Origin of the sequence: Roseateles sp. DAIF2, from assembly GCF_015624425.1 — a bacterium.
Classification (GTDB): domain Bacteria; phylum Pseudomonadota; class Gammaproteobacteria; order Burkholderiales; family Burkholderiaceae_C; genus Kinneretia.
In genome coordinates this window covers 5,166,395-5,182,809 of sequence record NZ_CP049919.1, presented here as the reverse complement: position 1 = coordinate 5,182,809, position 16,415 = coordinate 5,166,395, and the positions used below count along the sequence as shown (strand labels likewise).

Below are 16,415 nucleotides of genomic sequence, written 5' to 3'. Positions count from 1 at the left end.
ATGAGCTGGCGCAGCAAGGTCGTCTGGACGCAGGGCATGTTCCTGCTGCCGCATCATTTCCAGCAGGAGACGCGCTACCTCGAGCATCTGGTCGACATGCGCGTGCGCGCGCTGCTGCCGCATGGCTGGGGCTTCACCGAGCTGCAGCTGGACGAGGCCCTGCTGTCGGTCGGCCGCATCGGCGTGCTGCGCGCCAGCGGCGTGCTGCCGGACGGCACGCCCTTCCTGATCCCGCAGGGCGATGCGGCGCCGGTGCCGCTGGAGGTGCCGGCCGGCATCAATGGCGAGATCGTCTACCTGGCCGCGCCGCTGGCGCGCGAGGGCGTCACCGAGGTGGCCTTCGGCGCCGACGAGGACGGCGCCGAGCAGCGCCGCTACCGCGTCAACGACGAGGAGCTGCGCGACCTGAGCAATGCCAGCGACGAGCCCGAGCCGGTGCAGACCGGCGCCTTGAGCCTGCGCCTGCTGCCGGCGCGCGAGCTGACCGATGCCTATGCGGTGTTGGGGGTCGCGCGCGTGCTGGAGCGCCGCAGCGACCAGCAGCTGGTGCTGGACCGCGCCTATGTCGCGCCGCAGGTGCGCATCGACGCCAGCGGCCAGCTCTCGGCGATGGCAACCTTGCTGCATGGCCTGGTGCAGCAGCGCGCGCAGCTGCTGGCGGCGCGCATGGGTCAGCTGGACCATGGCCTGTCGGAGCTGGCGGACTTCCTGATGCTGCAGGCGCTGAACCGCGCCGAGCCGCTGTTTCGCCAGCATGCGCAGGCGCCCAACGCCCATCCCGAGACCCTGCACCGCGACTGCCTGCAGCTGGCCGGCGACCTGGCGACCTTTGTCAGCGAATCGCGCCATGTCGGCGAATACCCGCTGTACCGGCACGAGGACCTGCGCGGCAGCTTCGCGCCGCTGCTGGAGGATCTGCGCCGCATGCTGTCGGTGGTGCTGGAGCGCAATGCGCTGCAGATCGAGCTGACCGACCGCTCGCATGGCGTGCGCATCGCCGTCGTGCCCGACGCCGACCTGCTGCGCGGCGCCAGCTTCGTGCTGGCGGTCAACGCCCAGCTGCCGGCCGAGCAGCTGCGCCAGCGCTTTCCGGCGCAATCCAAGCTCGGCCCGGTGGACCGGCTGCGCGACCTGGTGAACCTGCAGCTGCCCGGCATCGGCCTGCGCGCGCTGCCGGTGGCGCCGCGCCAGCTGCCCTTCCACGCCGGCTATCACTATTTCGAACTCGACCGCGGCGGTGAGCTGTGGAAGCAGCTGGAACGCAACGGCAGCCTGGCGCTGCATGTGGCGGGCGACTTCCCCGGGCTTGAACTCGAGCTGTGGGCCATCCGTCAGTAAACCCGGGAGCCGGCATGGACCCCTCCGCGCTCAACGACCCCTTCGCCGCCTTCGACGATCAGCGCACCTTCATCAAGCCGCGCCCCGGCGCCGCGCCCTCGGCCCTGCGCAACGGCCCGGCCGCGCCCGAGCTGCCGCCCGCCGATGCGGGCGCGCCCGCGCAGGGCCTGAACCCGCTGCTGACCCTGGCGAACCGCCTGCTGCTGCTGGTGCCGCAGCTGCGCGCGACGCGCGCGGTCGCCGACCCCGGCGCGCTGCGCAATGCGCTGGCCCAGGGCGTCCGCGAGTTCGCGGCCCAGGCCGCCGCGGCCGGCATCCCGCCGGAGCGGGTGATGGCGACGCGCTATGTGCTGTGCACGATGATCGACGAGGCCGCGGCCGACACGCCCTGGGGCGGCTCGGGCCTGTGGGCGCGCCACAGCCTGTTGTCGATGTTCCACAACGAGACCTGGGGCGGCGAGAAGGTGTTCCAGCTGATGGCCTCGCTGGCCAAGCAGCCGGAGGCGAACCGCGACCTGCTGGAGCTGATCTACGCGGCGCTGACCCTGGGCTTCGAGGGCCGCTACCGCGTGATCGACAACGGCCGCGCCCAGCTCGAGGCGGTGCGCGACCGGCTGGCCGAGATCCTGAAGCAGCAGCGCGGCGACTATCCGCGCGCGCTGGCCCAGCATTGGCAGGTCGAGGCCACCAAGCAGCGCCGACATCTGGGCTGGCTGCCGCTGACCGCGATGGCGGCGCTGACGGCGCTGCTGCTGGCCGGGCTGTATCTGGGCTTCTCGCTGTCGTTGGCGGACCGCTCCGATCCGGTGTTTGGCCAGATCCAGTCGCTGCGCCTGACGCCGCCGGTGGTCGCGCCACCGCCGCCGCCGGCCAAGCCGCGGCTGGCGCAGTTCCTGCAATCGGACATCAAGGCCGGCCAGGTCGCGGTGCGCGACGAGGTCGACCGCAGCGTCGTGACCCTGCGCGGCGATGGCCTGTTCCAGCCCGCCAGCGCCACCCTGGCGCCGGAGCGCGAGGCGCTGATGGGGCGCATCGCGCAGGCGCTGGCCCAGATGCCGGGCACGGTGCTGGTGACCGGCCATAGCGACAGCACGCCGATCCGCACCGCGCGCTTCCCCTCCAACTGGCATTTGTCGGAGGAGCGCGCGCAGAGCGTGCGCGCGCTGCTGGTCGCGCAGAAGGTCGCGGCCGAACGGGTGCGCGCCGAGGGCCGCGCCGAGGCCGAGCCGCTGGTGCCCAACGACAGCGCGGGCAACCGGGCGCTGAACCGGCGCGTCGAGATCACCCTGATGGTCACGGGCCGCAGCCCGGAGGCCACGGCCCCTGGAGCGGTTCGATGATGTCGCTGTTCAAACGCGTGCTGGGCTGGATCTTCAACCGCTGGGTGCTGCTGGCGGTGCTGCTGCTGGCGCTGGCGCTGATGATCTGGGTGGTCGGGCCGCTGGTGGCGATCGGCGCCTGGCGGCCGCTGGAGAGCGCCGCCGCGCGCTGGATCGCGTTGGGCCTGCTGCTGACCATCGCCGTGGTCTGGATCGCGATCGGCCGCTGGCGCGCCAAGCGCGGCAATGCCGCGGTGGTGAACCAGCTGCTGCAGCCCGCCGCCGGCGCGGCCGCCGCGCCGCGCGAGAGCGCCGACATGGCCGCGGTGCGCGAGCGCTTCGAGCAGGCGCTGGCGACCCTGCAGCGCGCACGCTTCGGCGGCCTGTCCGGCGCCGGCGGGCGCCTGCGCGGCTGGGCCGCGCGCCTGGGCGGGCGCTATCTCTACGAGCTGCCCTGGTACCTGATCATCGGCGCGCCGGGCTCCGGCAAGACCACCGCGCTGCGCCACAGCGGCCTGAAGTTCCCGCTCGCCGAGCAGATGGGCGAGCATGCGATCCGCGGCGTCGGCGGCACCCGCCATTGCGACTGGTGGTTCACCGACCAGGCGGTGCTGATCGACACGGCCGGCCGCTTCACGACCCAGGACAGCGACCCCGGTACCGACCGCGCCACCTGGAGCGGCTTCCTGCAGATGCTGCGCCGCGCGCGGCCGCGTCAGCCGGTCAACGGCGCGCTGGTGACGGTCTCGGTCTCGGACCTGCTGGCGCGCAGCGCGGCCGAGCGCCAGCAGCATGCGGCCACGGTGCGCGCCCGCGTGCAGGAGCTGCACGAGGACCTGGGCATTCGCTTCCCGATCTACCTGCTGGTGACCAAGGCCGACCTGCTGGCCGGCTTCATGGACTATTTCGCGACGGTCGACAAGGAGCAGCGCGCCACACCCTGGGGCTTCACCTTCCCGCGCGCCGGCGGCACGCCGCTGGCCGGCTTCGCGCCCGAGTACGCGGCGCTGGAGCAGCGCCTGCAGGATGGCCTGATCGACCGGCTGCAGGCCGAGCGCGACCCGCAGCGCCGCGCCCGCATCTACGGCTTCCCGGCACAGTTCGGCGGCCTGCGCCAGGCGCTGCAGGAGTTCGTCGAGGGCGTGTTCGCGCCCTCGCCCTTCGAGGCCGACCCGCTGCTGCGCGGCGTCTACTTTGTCAGCGGCACGCAGGAGGGCACGCCGATCGACCGCGTGCTTGGCGCGGTGGCGCGCAGCTACCAGCTCGAGAACGCGGTGCTGGCGCCCAACCAGGCCAGCGGCCGCAGCTATTTCCTCAACCGCCTGCTCAGCGAGGTGGTGTTCGCCGAGGCCGGGCTGGGCGGTACCAACCGGCGCTGGGAGCGCCAGCGCGGCCTGCTGATGGGCGGTGCCTATGCCGGCCTGGCGCTGTTGGGCCTGGGCCTGGCGACGGCCTGGGGCATCAGTTATGTGAACAACCGCGACTATGTGGCCGAGGTGGCGCAGCGGACCGAGCAGGTGCGCGAGCTGCTGCAGTCGACGCCCAATCGCGCCAGCCCCGACCTGCTGCCGATCGTGCCGGCGCTGGAGGCCACCCGCGCGCTGGCCGGCGCGCAGGACAGCGTGCCCTGGTCGCTGGGCTTCGGCCTGTTCCAGGGCCGCAAGCTCGACAGCGCGGCGCGAGCGGCCTACCAGCGCATGCTGGGCGACGCGCTGCTGCCGCGCCTGGCGCTGCGCATCGAGGAGCAGCTGCGCCAGGGCGCGGCCACGCCCGAGACCCTGTACGAGGCGCTCAAGGCCTATGTGATGCTGCACGACCCGGCGCATTTCGACGCGGCGGCGCTGAAGCAGCATGTCGAGGTCGACTGGCAGGTCACGCGCCGCGAGCTGACGCCCGAGCAGCGCGAGCAGCTGGGCCGCCATCTTGAGGCCTTGCTGACCCAGGGCGGCATGACCTCGCCGCTGCCCGAGGACAAGACCCTGCTGCAGGCCACCCGCACCCAGCTGGCGACCCTGCCGCTGCCGCAGCGCATCTACAGCCGGTTGCGCGCCCAGGGCCTGGGCAGCGAGTTCCCCGAGTTCACCGTGGTGCGCGCTGCCGGCCACAACGCCGCGCTGGTGTTCACCCGCGCCAGCGGCGCGCCGCTGACCCAGGGCGTGCCGGGCCTGTACTCGCGCGACGGCTATCTGCGCGGCTTCCAGGGCGAGGTGGGCCAGGTCGCGCAGGCGCTGTCCAAGGAGCAGCCCTGGGTGCTGGGCGTGGCCGATGCGCCCAAGGACCCGGCCGCGCTGGTGCGCGCCGAGGGTCCGCTGGTCGACGATGTGCGCCGGCTCTACCTGAACGACTACGCGGCGGCCTGGGATGCCTTCATCGGCGACCTGCGCCTGCTGCCGATGGGCAATCTCTCGCAGTCGGTGCAGATGTCGCGCCTGCTGTCGGCGCCGGACAGCCCGCTGCCGCCGCTGCTGCGCGCGATCTCGCGCGAGACCACCCTGGCCTCGGGCGGCTCGACCCTGGAGAACGCCGAGCAGCGCGCCACCGATGTCGTGAAGCAGTCGCGCGACAAGCTGGCCAATCTGCTGTCCGGCAAGGGCGCGGCGCCGGTCAGCCAGGCGCCGCGCATCGAGAGCATCGTCGACGACCGCTTCGCCGGGCTGCGCCAGCTGGTCAGCATGCCGCAGGGCGGCAGCAAGGCGCCGCTGGACGACACGCTGGCGCTGATCGGCGAGGTGAATCTGCTGCTGAACGCGGTGGAGACCGCGCTGAAGGGCGGCTCGGCGCCGCCGGCCTCGCCGGTGCCGAACCGGGTCAAGGCCGAGGCGGCGCGCATGCCGCAGCCGCTGCGCTCGATGCTGGACAACCTGTCGCAAAGCAGCGCCCAGGTCTCGCAGGGCCTGATGCGGCAGAACCTGGGCCAGGAGGTGCGCTCCCAGGTGGGCGAGTTCTGCCAGCAGGCGGTGGCCGGCCGCTACCCGCTGGACCGCAACGCGACGCGCGACGCCACCCAGGCCGATTTCGCGCTGCTGTTCGGCCCCGGCGGCAAGATCGACCAGCTGTTCCAGCAGAAGCTCGCGCCCTATGTGGACACCGCCACCCGGCCCTGGCGCTTCCGCGCGGTCGAAGGCATGCCGTTGGGCGCCGACGCCGGCACCCTGCCGCAGTTCCAGCGCGCCGCGGCGATCAAGGAGACCTTCTTCCCCGGCAGCAACACGCCCTCGCTGCGGCTGGACTTCAAGCCGGTCGAGATGGATTCCTCGATCGCCCAGTTCATCCTCGATGTCGACGGCCAGATCGTGCGCTATGCCCATGGCCCGCAGATCCCGATGTCGGTGCAATGGCCAGGCCCGCGCGGCAGCTCGCAGGTGCGGGTGCAGGTCAGCCCGCCCAGCGCCAGCGGACCCTCGGGCCTGGTCAACGACGGACCCTGGGCGCTGTTCCGCCTGTTCGACCGCGTGCGCATCGAGCCGACCAGCGCGCCCGAGCGCTTCCGCGCCAGCTTCGACATCGACGGCCGCAAGGCCGTGTTCGAGGTCACCGCCAGCAGCGTGCGCAACCCCTTCCGGCTGCGCGAACTCAACGAGTTCGCCTGCCCCGCCGGCCTATGAACGGCAGCACGACGACGAGCCTCACCGCGCCGGCCGCGAGCCCGGCGGCCGCCGGCGAGGGCGCGCCGGGCTGGTACGGCAAGCTGTCCTCTCTGGGCGACTTTGCGCAGCGCCGCCTGCCCGCGCATTGGGTGAAGCACAGCGATGCCTGGCTGGCGACCCTGATGCATGAGCTGCCCGGCGTGCTGGGGCCGCGCTGGCTCGAGTCCTACCTGACCGCGCCGGTGCTGCGCTTCGCCTGGGCGCCGGGCGTGGTCGACATGCGCTGGTGGTTTGGCGTGCTGATGCCCAGCTGCGACAAGGTCGGGCGCTATTTCCCGCTGCTGGTCGCCCAGTCGCGGAGCCTGCCGCCGCTGGACCTGGCGGGGCTGGAGCATCTGGACGACTGGTATGCCGCCCTGGCGCGGGCCGCGCTGGCGACCCTGGAGGACGATGCCAGCGTCGAGGGCTTCGAGCGGACGCTGGCGGCCGCGCCGGCCTGGCCGCTGCCCGCCGCCGCGCCGCCGCAGCCGATGAGCGCCACGAATCCCTGGCAGCGCGCGCTGCTGCCGGAATCCGCGCCGGCCTCGACCTGGCTGCCGCAGCTGGCGGCCGGCGAGCTGCTGGAGCGCCTGGCCGGCTGCTCGCTGTGGTGGCCGCGCACCGAGGCGGGCGGCGTGCCCGGCGAGCTGCGCTGGGGGCCGGGCCTGCCGTCGAGCGGCGAGTTCGCGGCCCTGCTGCGCGGCCCCGCCGTCTGAACAAAGGAATGGCGGCCGGATTCAGTCCGGCTGCAGGTCCATCACCCGGGTCGTTTCCGCCGGGTCGCCGACCCATAGCGCGATCGCGCTGAAGTTGTCCTGGTTCGGCAGGCCGCGCGCCTCGATGGTGGCGCGCATCGAATCCAGCCATTGCTCCGGCGACTCGGCCTCCAGCAGGCTGGCCACGATCTGCGGGTCGCCGACGCTGCCCCACCAGCCGTCGCTGCACAGCAGGAAGGCGTCGCCGTCCTCCAGGCGCTGCGGCGCGGCGGTATGCGGCTCCAGCGCGTCGTCGATGCCCAGGGCCGCGACCAGCTGGTTCTTGTGCGGATGCTCCAGCGCCTGGGCCGGCGTCAGCATGCCGGCGTCGAGCAGGCGCTGCACCAGGCTGTCGTCGCGCGTGATCGTGTCGATCGCGCCATGGCGCAGCCGGTACAGGCGCGAGTCGCCGACATGGGTCCACAGCGCGAAGCCACGCCGCGCATCGACGCACAGCGCCACCACCGTGGTGTGCATGCGGTCGTGTTCGTCCTCCAGGTTCTGGCCGCGGCGTACCTCGTCGTGAGCGCTCATGACGGCCAGGGTCAGCAGGTCGGCATGCCAGGGCAGGGTGGCATCGCCCAGGCTGGTCTGCATGCGGCTGACCGCGCGGCGCGAGGCCTCGGCGCCATGCCGATGCCCGCCGGCCCCGTCGGCCAGCACGGCATACCAGCCGGGGCCGCAGGGATGGGCGGCGATCGCGTCCTCATTGACGGCGCGTGCTCCGCGCTCGCTGCAGGCGGCGACGCGGATGTTCAACAGGGTGGCGGGTGCCTGCAACTCAAATCTCCATGCGGCTTCTCAATGTCCGCGACTCGGGGGTATCTCCGAACCGGCGACGCCCTGGGGTCCGGCTCCGCCGGTCCCACGGGCGAGCCGGTAGGGGGTGGTCCACTTTCAAGCCGCCGCGCTCTTGCGTTGGCGCAGCCGCTCCAGCTGCTCTTCGTAGGCCTCCAGGAAGGCCTTGCCGAACAGGGTGTGGAATTCCTCCTGCGCCTCCTCGCGGATGGCCTCGTAATGCTGCAGGTACAGGTCCCACAGCTTGGCCTTGCGGTTCAGCGGCAGCACGCTGTCCAGCATCGAGCGGCCGGCCAGCTTGGCTTCCAGCACCTCGGGGCGGAAGCGCCCCAGCACGCCCTCCAGCGCGGCGCGGGTGCCGGCCATGGTGCCGATGGTGTGGCCGACCAGGTCCTGCATTGCGTCGTTCATCGCGGCAGCGCCGGGCAGGAAGCCGCGCACCGGCGGCTGCAGCAGCTGCTCCAGCGCCGACTGGGCGTCGGGCGAGAACTTCAGCGGGTTGTTGTCGCGCGCGCGGATCATCGTGACCTGGGCGCGCAGCTCATGCTTGGTGGCGGCGCGCACCGCCATCATCTGCAGCGCGCCGTCGACCGCCGTGCGCAGCAGCTCGCCGACCAGGCGCATCTGCTCTGGCGTCGTGCCGCCCTGCTGCGCCGGATCGGGGCGGATGCCGGCGCCCTCGCAGAAGGCGGCCCAGAGCGCAGCGTCGCCCGCCGCGGCCATCGCGCGCGGTGCGGCAATCGGCGCGGGTTCGGGGCGCGGTGGCGGCGGCGGAGCCGGCTGGCGCAGCGGCGGCGGGTTGAAGGCCGAGGCCAGCACCGGTGTGTGGTCGTGCAGGGCGGCCGCCTCCGGTGCGAGGGTGGCCGAGGCACGCGGCACGGTGCTGGGCGCCGCATCGAACAGGGCCAGCGGGTCGGTGGACAGACCGTCAGACGGCGTGCCGCGGGTCGTCGCGGCGCCGGCCATGAAGTCGGCCAGCGGATCCTGGGCGCCCGTCTGCGGCAGGCCGAACAGATCGTCCAGCGAGCTGCGGTTCTCGCTGGGCATCAGGTCGGCGAAGGCGTCGACGGCGGCCGGCGGCGCCATGCTCGCGGCCGGCGGCAGCGCGGGTGGCAAGGCGGGCGGCGGCGGTGGCGGCGCGAAGGGATCGAAGTCGTCCGGCAGGCGCGCGAAGGCCGGGGCCGGCGGTGCCGAGACCGATGGCGGCGGCGCGGCGGTGCTCGGGCGCGACAGGATCGCGAACGGATCTGACAGGGGATCGGCAAAGGGATCGATGACGGCGGCCGGCCGCGCGGCGGCCACGGCCGGCCGGGTCGGGGTCTCGGGCGCGCGCTGCACCACGGTGGCCCCTTCGGCGGCGCCGGCCGCGTTGTCGATCACCTCCAGCAGATAGCCGCCGATGCGCACCTCGTCTCGATGGGCCAGCGGCATGGTCTGGCCCTGCGGCAGCGGCTGGCCGCGCACCGTGATCGGATTCGCGCTGCCGACATTGCAGATCAGGAAGCCGGAGGCGCCGGCGCGGATCTCGGCTTGCTGGCGCGAGATATGGCGCTCCGGATCGGGCAGGGCCAGGGTGTTGTGATCGGCCCGGCCGATGGTGCCGCCCTGCGCGTCGAACAGCGCCGTGATGGGCTGCGTCAGGGGCAGGTCGTTCAGCGAAACCGCGCGCAGGATGAGAGGCATGATGGGGCTGCTTCGATAAGCCTTGGCATCGTCGCGTCTTGGGCGTTTTGCTTCAATGAACGAAAGTCATCATGTCGCCGCGCCGCCATGCAGCCAGGCCGACACCGCGCCGAAGACCAGCGCCAGCAGGCCCCAGGCGCGCACCGCCGGATCGAGCCGGCGTCGGCGCCCGGCGCGCAGCAGCGCCGCGACGAGGAAGGCCAGGGCCAGCAGCGGGAACAGCCAGCGCGGGTTCATCAGGCCCCCTCCTGTGGCTGCTGCTGCAGCAGGCGCCGCTGCCGCCAGGCCGGCGCGGCGATCGGGAACAGCGGCCGGCCGGGCCGCCGCAGCACCAGCCATTGCGCCGCGAGCGCGCGCTGGCGCTGCGTGCCCTCGCGCAGCACCCGCCAGCCCTGCGGCTCGTCGGGCGGGGCGCCGACGAAGAGGCGCGGCGCGGCCGGCAGGCTCGTCGCACCGACGCTGCGCCACCAATGAGCGACGCGCTCGACATCGGGCCAGGGCAGGTCCTCGTCGGCATCGAGCGCGACCTCCTCGTCGGCCGGGTCGTCGTTGGGGCCGGCCATGGTCTCCTCCGGTGGCTTGTGCTCCAGATCCAGCGCGGCCAGGTCGGCGCCGGTGATCAGGGAGAAGGCCTCGCCGAGCAGGCGCGCCAGCTGTGGCTCATCATCATGCAGGCGTTCGAGCAGCCAGGGTACGCTGCGCACATCGCCCAGCCAGCCATGGCAGCGGATCAGCTCGCGCCGGGAGGCTGGGTCGTGCTCCAGGGTTCGCAGCGCGGCCCGTGCCTCGTCGCCGTCCAACAGCGCGAGGGCCAGGCTGCGCAGCTCGTCGATCGGCTGCGGGCCGGCGAAGGCGGCGAGCTGCACGGCGCGCAGCGCGGCGCCGCGGTCGCCGAGCAGGCAGGCGGCGCGCGCCGCGACCGGCGCGAGCGCGGCATCGCCGCTGTCCAGCGCCTCCAGCACCGGCGGCAGCAGGTCCAGTCGGCCCAGCTCGCCCGCGGCCCGCAGTGCGGCGGCGCGCGGCGCCGGGTCGGCGTCATGCAGGGCGCTCAGCAGCGGCGCGCCGGGATCGACGCGGTGCAGCCGGCAAGCCTCCAGGCCCAGCGCGCGCTGCCAGGGCTGGGGCGCGGCCAGCAGCTCGCGCACCCGATCGCGCAGCAGGGCCGGCGTGGTCCAGGCCAGCGCCGACAACAGGCCGCGTCGCGCGGCCGGCGCCACCGGCACCAGGGCCAGCAGCCGCTGCAGCGCCGCCTCGTCGCGCTCCTGCAGCGCGCAGACCGCGGCGGTGAAGACCTCGCCGCAGCCCAGGCGCTCCAGCGCCGCCTCGGCGCGCGCCAGGCCATAGGGACCGGCGACGGCCAGGCCATCGAGATGGGCCTCGATGCGCTCGTCCAGCCGCGCCAGGTGCAGCAGCTTCACATGCGGCGCGCGCAGCAGCAGCGAGCGCAGATGGCGCAGATGCGCCGCATCGTCGGCATGCTGCTGGACCACGACCGGGATCGGCGCGCGCGCGAAGGCGGGCGGATCGGCGGCGGTTTCGTGCGGGCTTGGGATGCGGGCGGACATCGGCGCGGTGGAGGATGAATGCGGACGCCGTATGGCGCTGCGGTCGCAGCGATCGTCCGTTGTTGCCGCCAGGGCTCGCAATGTCCGAAAGTCACCTGTGCGGCGCGCCGACTTGTCCCATACTGGCCCGCACGATCGAGTACCTGATGCGATGCCGATGCCGACTTTGACCCTGCTGCGTGCGCTGTCGACCTGCGCATTGGCGCTGTTGCTGGTGGCCTGCGCCACCGATGGTGGCCGCAATGCCGCCACGCCGACCCCGGCGCCCGAACCCGAACCGACCCCGGCGCCGGCCCCACCGCCGCCGCCGCCGCCCGAACCCCCGCCGCCCGCCGGCCCGGCCGCTCAGGCCCAGGCCCAGAAGCTGGCGATGGGCTCGATCGAGCTGCTGGAGGCCGGCCAGGAGGATCAGGCGCGCGCGGAGCTGCAGAAGGCGCTGGCGCTGGACCATGCGAACAAGCTGGCCAACAACCTGATGCGCCAGATCACGGCCGATCCGGTGGCGCAGCTGGGCCGCGAGTCCTTTGTCTATGTGGTGCGGCCGAACGACACCCTGTCGCGCATCGCCGGCCGCTTCATGGGCGACATCTACGCCTTCTACATCCTGGCCCGCTACAACGACATCAAGGTGCCGCGCCAGGTGGCGGGCGGGCAGCAGATCCGCGTGCCCGGCAAGGCGCCACCGCCCGGCGCGCTGGAGCCGCGCGATCCGCCGGCCCGGGCCGCCACGGCTCCGACGCCGGCGCCGCCGGCCCGCGGCGCGGTCGTCGATCCCAAGGCCGCCACACCCGCGGCCAGCGCGCCGCCGGCGCCGCCACCCGAGCCGACGCCGGGCGAGCGCGCGCTGCGCGCCGGCGAAGCGGCCGAGCGCTCCGGCAGCCTGGATCGCGCGCTGGAGGAATACCGCCGCGCGGTGTCGCTGGAGCAGCCCGGCGCGGCTGCCAAGGAAGCGGCGCTGCGCAAGCGCCTGGTGGACCGGCATGCGCTGGCCGCGCGCGGCGCCTTCGCCAAGCAGGACCTGGCCGGCTCGATCCGCGCCTGGGACCGCGTGCTGGAGCTGGATCCGAACAACGACCTGGCCAAGCTGGAGCGCCAGAAGGCGGCGCGCCTGAAGCAGAAGGCCGATGAGCTGAAGTAAAGCAACCAGCCCTGCGAGTAGGGCAGAAAAAAAACAAGCCGGTCGATCGACCGGCTTGTTTGCTTTGGGCTATTTCTTCGCTCAGCGCCGGCCGTTGCCGACCGCCGCCGCGCCGCCGGCGGCATCGCCGGGGTCATTGCTGCGCAGCTGCTTCAAGAGCGCCAGCGAGCGGGCATCGGTGGCATCGAGCCGCAGGCTCTTCTGCAGCCAGCTGGTCGCGGCCGGCTTCTGGTTGCGCGCGGCCAACTGCTCGGCCTTGCGCCGGTACAGATCGGCCAGTTGCTGGCGCGCCGCGCCATCGCGGCGGTCGGTGGCGACGCGGCGTTCCAGCTGCGCGATCGCCTCATCGAGCTCGCCCTGAGTCGCCAGCAGCGCCGCATGCTCCAGCTCGATGCGCTCGGGTGCGGCCGCGACCGCCTGGCCGCCGCGGGCGGCGCGCGCGGCCGGCACCGCCTTCTGCTCGGCCGCGCTCGGCGCGCGGCGCGCCAGGGTCTGGCGCGAGGGCTTGCCCAGGTAGAGGCGCCGGTTGCGCTCGCGCTCGATGCCGCGCAGCGCCTCTGCCGCCTGCACATGGTCGGGCTGCAGGGACAAGAGGGTCAGGTATTGCGTGCTGGCGGCGTCGAGCTCGCCGCGCTTGTGGGCCTGCTGCGCGCGCTGCAGGCGGTCGGCCACGGCGGTGTCGATCTGGCGCCGCAGCGCGGCGGCGCTTTCGCGGTAGTCGGCATTGGCGGGACGCAGCACCGTCAGCACCTCCCAGGCCCAAGCGGCCTCGGCCAGCCGGCCCTGGCGCTCCAGGTCCTGGGCGCGCTGCTGCTGGGCGGTTTCGAAGGCGGCCAGCGGCGTGCCGGCCGGCGCGGGCGTGGCCGGATCGACGGCGGGCGGGCTGCCGGCCGGCTGACCCGAGGGCAGGCTGCTGCAGCCGGCCAGCGCGAGCAGGGCGACCAGGCTGCAGCTGGCCGCCATGTGCGACGGCCGGGATGGATGGGAAAGGCGGGGCACGACGGACTGCTTCATGGGTTCTGGCCGATGCGGCGGCTGGTCTGCAGGCGGGCCTTGAAGGCCTCCAGGTCATGGTCGCCGAAGATCATGGTCCGGCGCAGCAGCAGCGGCTGCGCGAAGAAGGCATTGCCGCCCGGGTTGACGGAGACGGCCAGGGTGTAGCGCTGGCGCGCGAGCTGGTCCAGCACCTGCTCGTTGGCGTCGCCATAGGGGAAGGCGTAATGGCGTACCTGGATGCCCAGGCGCTTCTCCAGCAGCTCGCGCGGGCCACGGATCTCCTGCTCGAGGTTCTGCAGGTAGCGCTCGTCGCTCTCGCCGGCCTGGCGTTCGATCAGGTTGCGATGGCTCTTGGAGTGGGCCTGCACCTCGATCAGCTTGGAGTCGGCCATCTCCTGCAGCTGCGGCCAGCTGACCGCGTCGCCGGCACCGATGAAGTCGGTGTAGACGAACAGGGTGGCCGGCATGCCATGCTTGCGCAGCACCGGCAGCGCATGGCGGTGCACCGATTCGTAGCCGTCGTCGAAGGTGATCACCACCGAGCGCGGCGGCAGCGGCTCGCGCCCTTCCAGATAGGCGGCCAGCTGGCCGAGGCGGATCACGCGGTAGTTGTTGCGCGCCAGCCAGTCCATCTGCGCCGCGAAGGCGGCGGGCGAGACGCTCATCTTGCCGCCGCCCGTGCCCAGGCGGTGATAGCAGAGCACCGGCACCGTCTGGTAGCTGCCGGACAGCACGCCCAGCGGATTCGGCGCGGCCAGCGGCACGACCAGGGGCTGGCCCGGCTCGACCTGTTGGAGGCCGCCATTGGCCTCGGCGATCTGCCAGTCGCGCTCCTCGCTGCCGAGCAGGCTGGCGGCCAGGCCGCGCAGCGAATCGCCCGGTGCCGGGCGGTAGATCAGCAGGCGCTCGCTGCGCGCCAGCACCTCGCCGGCGACCACCGGCTCCGGGGTGGCGGCTGGCGAGGGCGCCGCGGGCGGCGTGGACGGCGAGCTGGCGCAGCCGGCCAGCACCAGGGCCGCCAGCAGGGCGGGCAGCAGGGGGCCGCGCGGGCGGCGGTCGATCGTCGGGGCCGGGATCGGCATGTTGTTCAAGGTGTGGCGGGGGAGGGGGATTGGGCGCGGGTGCCTGGCCGTCGTCCGGTGTCGACGAGGGAGTGGCCTCGGCCGGCTGATGGCGTTCCTGCAGCGTCTGCGCCATCTGGTCGAAGGCGGTGTAGAGCAGGCCGAACTCGTCCTTGCGCTGCTCGCGGATGCGGAAGTCGTGGCGGCCCTGAGCGACCTCGCCGAGCGCCTCGATCACCAGCTTGATCGGGCGCGAGAACCAGTTGGCCACGAAGTACATCGCCACCGCGACCGCCAGCACCGTCACCAGCACCAGCACCGCCATCAGGGTCATCGACAGGCGGGCCACGCTTTCCAGCGGCCGCTCGGGCAGGCCCAGCGCGACTCGGCCGACCGGCTTGCCCTGGAAGGTGATCGTCGACTCGAAGCCGAGCACCATCTCGCCATTGGCCTGGTAGCGGGTGCGCTGCACGCCGGCCGCCTCGCCCAGCGTCTCGCCGGCCGGTGGCTTGTAGGGCAGGCCGACGGTGCCGGGCAGGCTGGAGGCGCGCACGATGCCGCCGCGGTCGGTGACCGAGACGCTCTCGAAATCGCGCGTCTTCATCACCTCCTGCAGCGAGACGTCGACCGCCACCCAGTCCTCGGCCAGGGCAGAGACGGCGTTCTGCGCCGCGATGAAGCGCGACAGCGCCGCGCCATAGTCGGAGGCCTGGCTCATCAGCGCGGCGTTCTGGCGCTGGATGATGACCGAGGCGGTGACGGCCATCACCGCGGCGACGATCAGGGCCATCATGCCGGCCCATTTGACGCGCAGCGGCACGATGCGCTGCCGCTTGGCATCGCGCGCCTCCTCGTCGATCTGGGCCAGCACGCGCACCAGCGCGTCGGCCAGCTCGGCGCCGCTCTGGAAGCGGCGCTCCGGCGCCTTGGCCAGGCAGCGGTCGACGACGCGGCGCAGCGCGGCGGGCAGGCCGGGGCGCTGCTTTTCCAGTGGCGGATGCTCCTCCTTGGCGATCTTCAGCGCCAGGGTGACGACGCTGTCGCCGCTGAAGGGGCGCTGGCCGGTGAGCATCTGGTAGAGCATGATGCCGGCCGAGAACAGGTCCGAGCGGCCGTCGATCTTGTCGCCCTGCATCTGTTCGGGAGACATGTATTGCGGCGTGCCCAGCACATCGCCGACGCGGGTGCGCTGTTCGCTGCGGGTGGACTCCATATGCGCGATGCCGAAGTCCATCACCTTGATGTTCTGCGTGCCGCGCATGCGGGCGATGTTGCCGGGCTTGATGTCGCGATGCACGATGCCGCGCTGGTGCGCATAGTCGAGCGCGCGCGCCAACTGGATGCCCATCACGACGACATCGCGCACCGGCAGCGGCAGGCCGGGCTCCAGTACATCGGCCAGCGGTTCGCCGTCCAGCAGCTCCATCGCCATATAGGGGCGGCCGTCGATCTCGCCGACATCGTGCACGGTGACGATGTTGGTGTGCGACAGCGCACCGGCGGCGCGTGCCTCGCGCAGGAAGCGCGCGCGGTATTCCTCGTCCTCGCACAGCGAGGCATGCAGGAACTTGATCGCGACATCGCGCCCGATACCCGGGTCATGGGCGCGGAACACGCTGGCCATGCCGCCGCGCCCCAGGCGTTCGACGATCTGGTAGCGGCCGACTTGGCGCAGCGGCGCCTCGCCGGCGGCGGCCCGCGCCTGGGCGCCGAGCGTGCCGCCCGGCAGGGTGCCGGTGCTGGGCTGATGGGCGTTGTCGGCTGAGGTTGCGGTCGAGGTTGTAGAGGCCGAGGCGGCCGCCAGCGCGGCCAGCGGCACGACGATGGTCGCATCGGACACGGCCGATGGTGCTTCCGCCGCCGCCTCGGGGTTCGGGCGCAGCTTGTGGGTCTCGGGATAGGCCGCGTCGGCCGCCGGGGGCTGGATCAGCCGCTCCAGCGTGGCGGCGGAGACGATGCGGGTCGCATCGGGGTCCGCGCCCGGGTCGTCGCTGCGTTGATGGATCGGCTCGGCCGCCGGATCCGGGGCCGGCTGGGATTGATTAGGTCTTGACATCGGGACGCCTCGCTGCTGCCGATCGGGCGGCAGGCCGGATCCTCGGTCGGACGTCGTTCCAGGGCAATGAACGAAAGTCA

At 73.0% G+C, this 16,415-nt stretch carries 11 protein-coding genes and 1 pseudogene; 5 read left to right on the top strand and 7 right to left on the bottom strand.

Going from position 1 to position 16,415, the window contains the following annotated elements:
- Genes tssK through tagF form a run of 4 tightly spaced genes read left to right on the top strand, consistent with a single transcriptional unit; the run spans window position 1 to window position 6,999 of the window.
- Window positions 1-1,338 (top strand): type VI secretion system baseplate subunit TssK, encoded by a 1,338-nt coding sequence (gene tssK / locus G8A07_RS23870; RefSeq protein ID WP_195794412.1) that lies wholly within the window; start codon window positions 1-3, stop codon window positions 1,336-1,338.
- Window positions 1,339-1,352: 14 nt separating this feature from the next.
- Window positions 1,353-2,678: a DotU family type VI secretion system protein gene (locus G8A07_RS23865; RefSeq protein ID WP_195794411.1), complete on the top strand. Its 1,326-nt coding sequence runs from the start codon at window positions 1,353-1,355 to the stop codon at window positions 2,676-2,678.
- Window positions 2,675-6,262, top strand: a complete 3,588-nt coding sequence (tssM, locus tag G8A07_RS23860; protein ID WP_213086200.1) for a type VI secretion system membrane subunit TssM — start codon at window positions 2,675-2,677, stop codon at window positions 6,260-6,262. Before G8A07_RS23865 ends, tssM begins: the two co-directional genes overlap by 4 nt.
- Window positions 6,259-6,999 carry a type VI secretion system-associated protein TagF gene (gene tagF / locus G8A07_RS23855; protein ID WP_195794410.1) on the top strand — a complete coding sequence of 247 codons (741 nt, stop codon included), beginning with the start codon at window positions 6,259-6,261 and terminating at the stop codon, window positions 6,997-6,999. Before tssM ends, tagF begins: the two co-directional genes overlap by 4 nt.
- 21 nt (window positions 7,000-7,020) lie before the next feature.
- Here the strand turns inward: tagF and G8A07_RS23850 are convergent, their stop codons facing one another.
- The 4 genes from G8A07_RS23850 to G8A07_RS23835 all read right to left on the bottom strand — a co-directional run bounded on the left by G8A07_RS23850 (window position 7,021) and on the right by G8A07_RS23835 (window position 11,084).
- The gene (locus G8A07_RS23850; protein ID WP_195794409.1) at window positions 7,021-7,818 is read right to left on the bottom strand and encodes a PP2C family serine/threonine-protein phosphatase; all 798 of its coding nucleotides are present in this window, start codon (window positions 7,816-7,818) and stop codon (window positions 7,021-7,023) included.
- A gap of 117 nt (window positions 7,819-7,935) precedes the next feature.
- Window positions 7,936-9,519, bottom strand: a complete 1,584-nt coding sequence (gene tagH / locus G8A07_RS23845; RefSeq protein WP_195794408.1) for a type VI secretion system-associated FHA domain protein TagH — start codon at window positions 9,517-9,519, stop codon at window positions 7,936-7,938.
- Between the two features lie 69 nt (window positions 9,520-9,588).
- Window positions 9,589-9,756 (bottom strand): hypothetical protein, encoded by a 168-nt coding sequence (locus tag G8A07_RS23840; RefSeq protein ID WP_195794407.1) that lies wholly within the window; start codon window positions 9,754-9,756, stop codon window positions 9,589-9,591.
- On the bottom strand, window positions 9,756-11,084 hold the full coding sequence (locus tag G8A07_RS23835; RefSeq protein ID WP_195794406.1) for a TIGR02270 family protein: 1,329 nt from the start codon (window positions 11,082-11,084) through the stop codon (window positions 9,756-9,758). Before G8A07_RS23835 ends, G8A07_RS23840 begins: the two co-directional genes overlap by 1 nt.
- Before the next feature lie 151 nt (window positions 11,085-11,235).
- Between G8A07_RS23835 and G8A07_RS23830 the strand changes: the two genes are divergently transcribed.
- Window positions 11,236-12,222, top strand: a complete 987-nt coding sequence (locus tag G8A07_RS23830) for a LysM domain-containing protein (protein WP_195794405.1) — start codon at window positions 11,236-11,238, stop codon at window positions 12,220-12,222.
- Between the two features lie 81 nt (window positions 12,223-12,303).
- On the opposite strand, the gene G8A07_RS23825 is transcribed toward G8A07_RS23830, so the two are convergent.
- The 3 genes and pseudogenes from G8A07_RS23825 to G8A07_RS28320 all read right to left on the bottom strand — a co-directional run.
- On the bottom strand, window positions 12,304-13,185 hold the full coding sequence (locus tag G8A07_RS23825; RefSeq protein ID WP_195794404.1) for a hypothetical protein: 882 nt from the start codon (window positions 13,183-13,185) through the stop codon (window positions 12,304-12,306).
- A 47-nt stretch (window positions 13,186-13,232) separates the two neighbouring features.
- Complete coding sequence (locus G8A07_RS23820) at window positions 13,233-14,300, bottom strand: polysaccharide deacetylase family protein (RefSeq protein ID WP_249937387.1); 1,068 nt, start codon at window positions 14,298-14,300, stop codon at window positions 13,233-13,235.
- A 154-nt stretch (window positions 14,301-14,454) separates the two neighbouring features.
- Window positions 14,455-15,903 (bottom strand): annotated as a pseudogene (locus G8A07_RS28320) (serine/threonine-protein kinase); the annotation flags it as partial.
- Window positions 15,904-16,415: the final 512 nt, after the last annotated feature.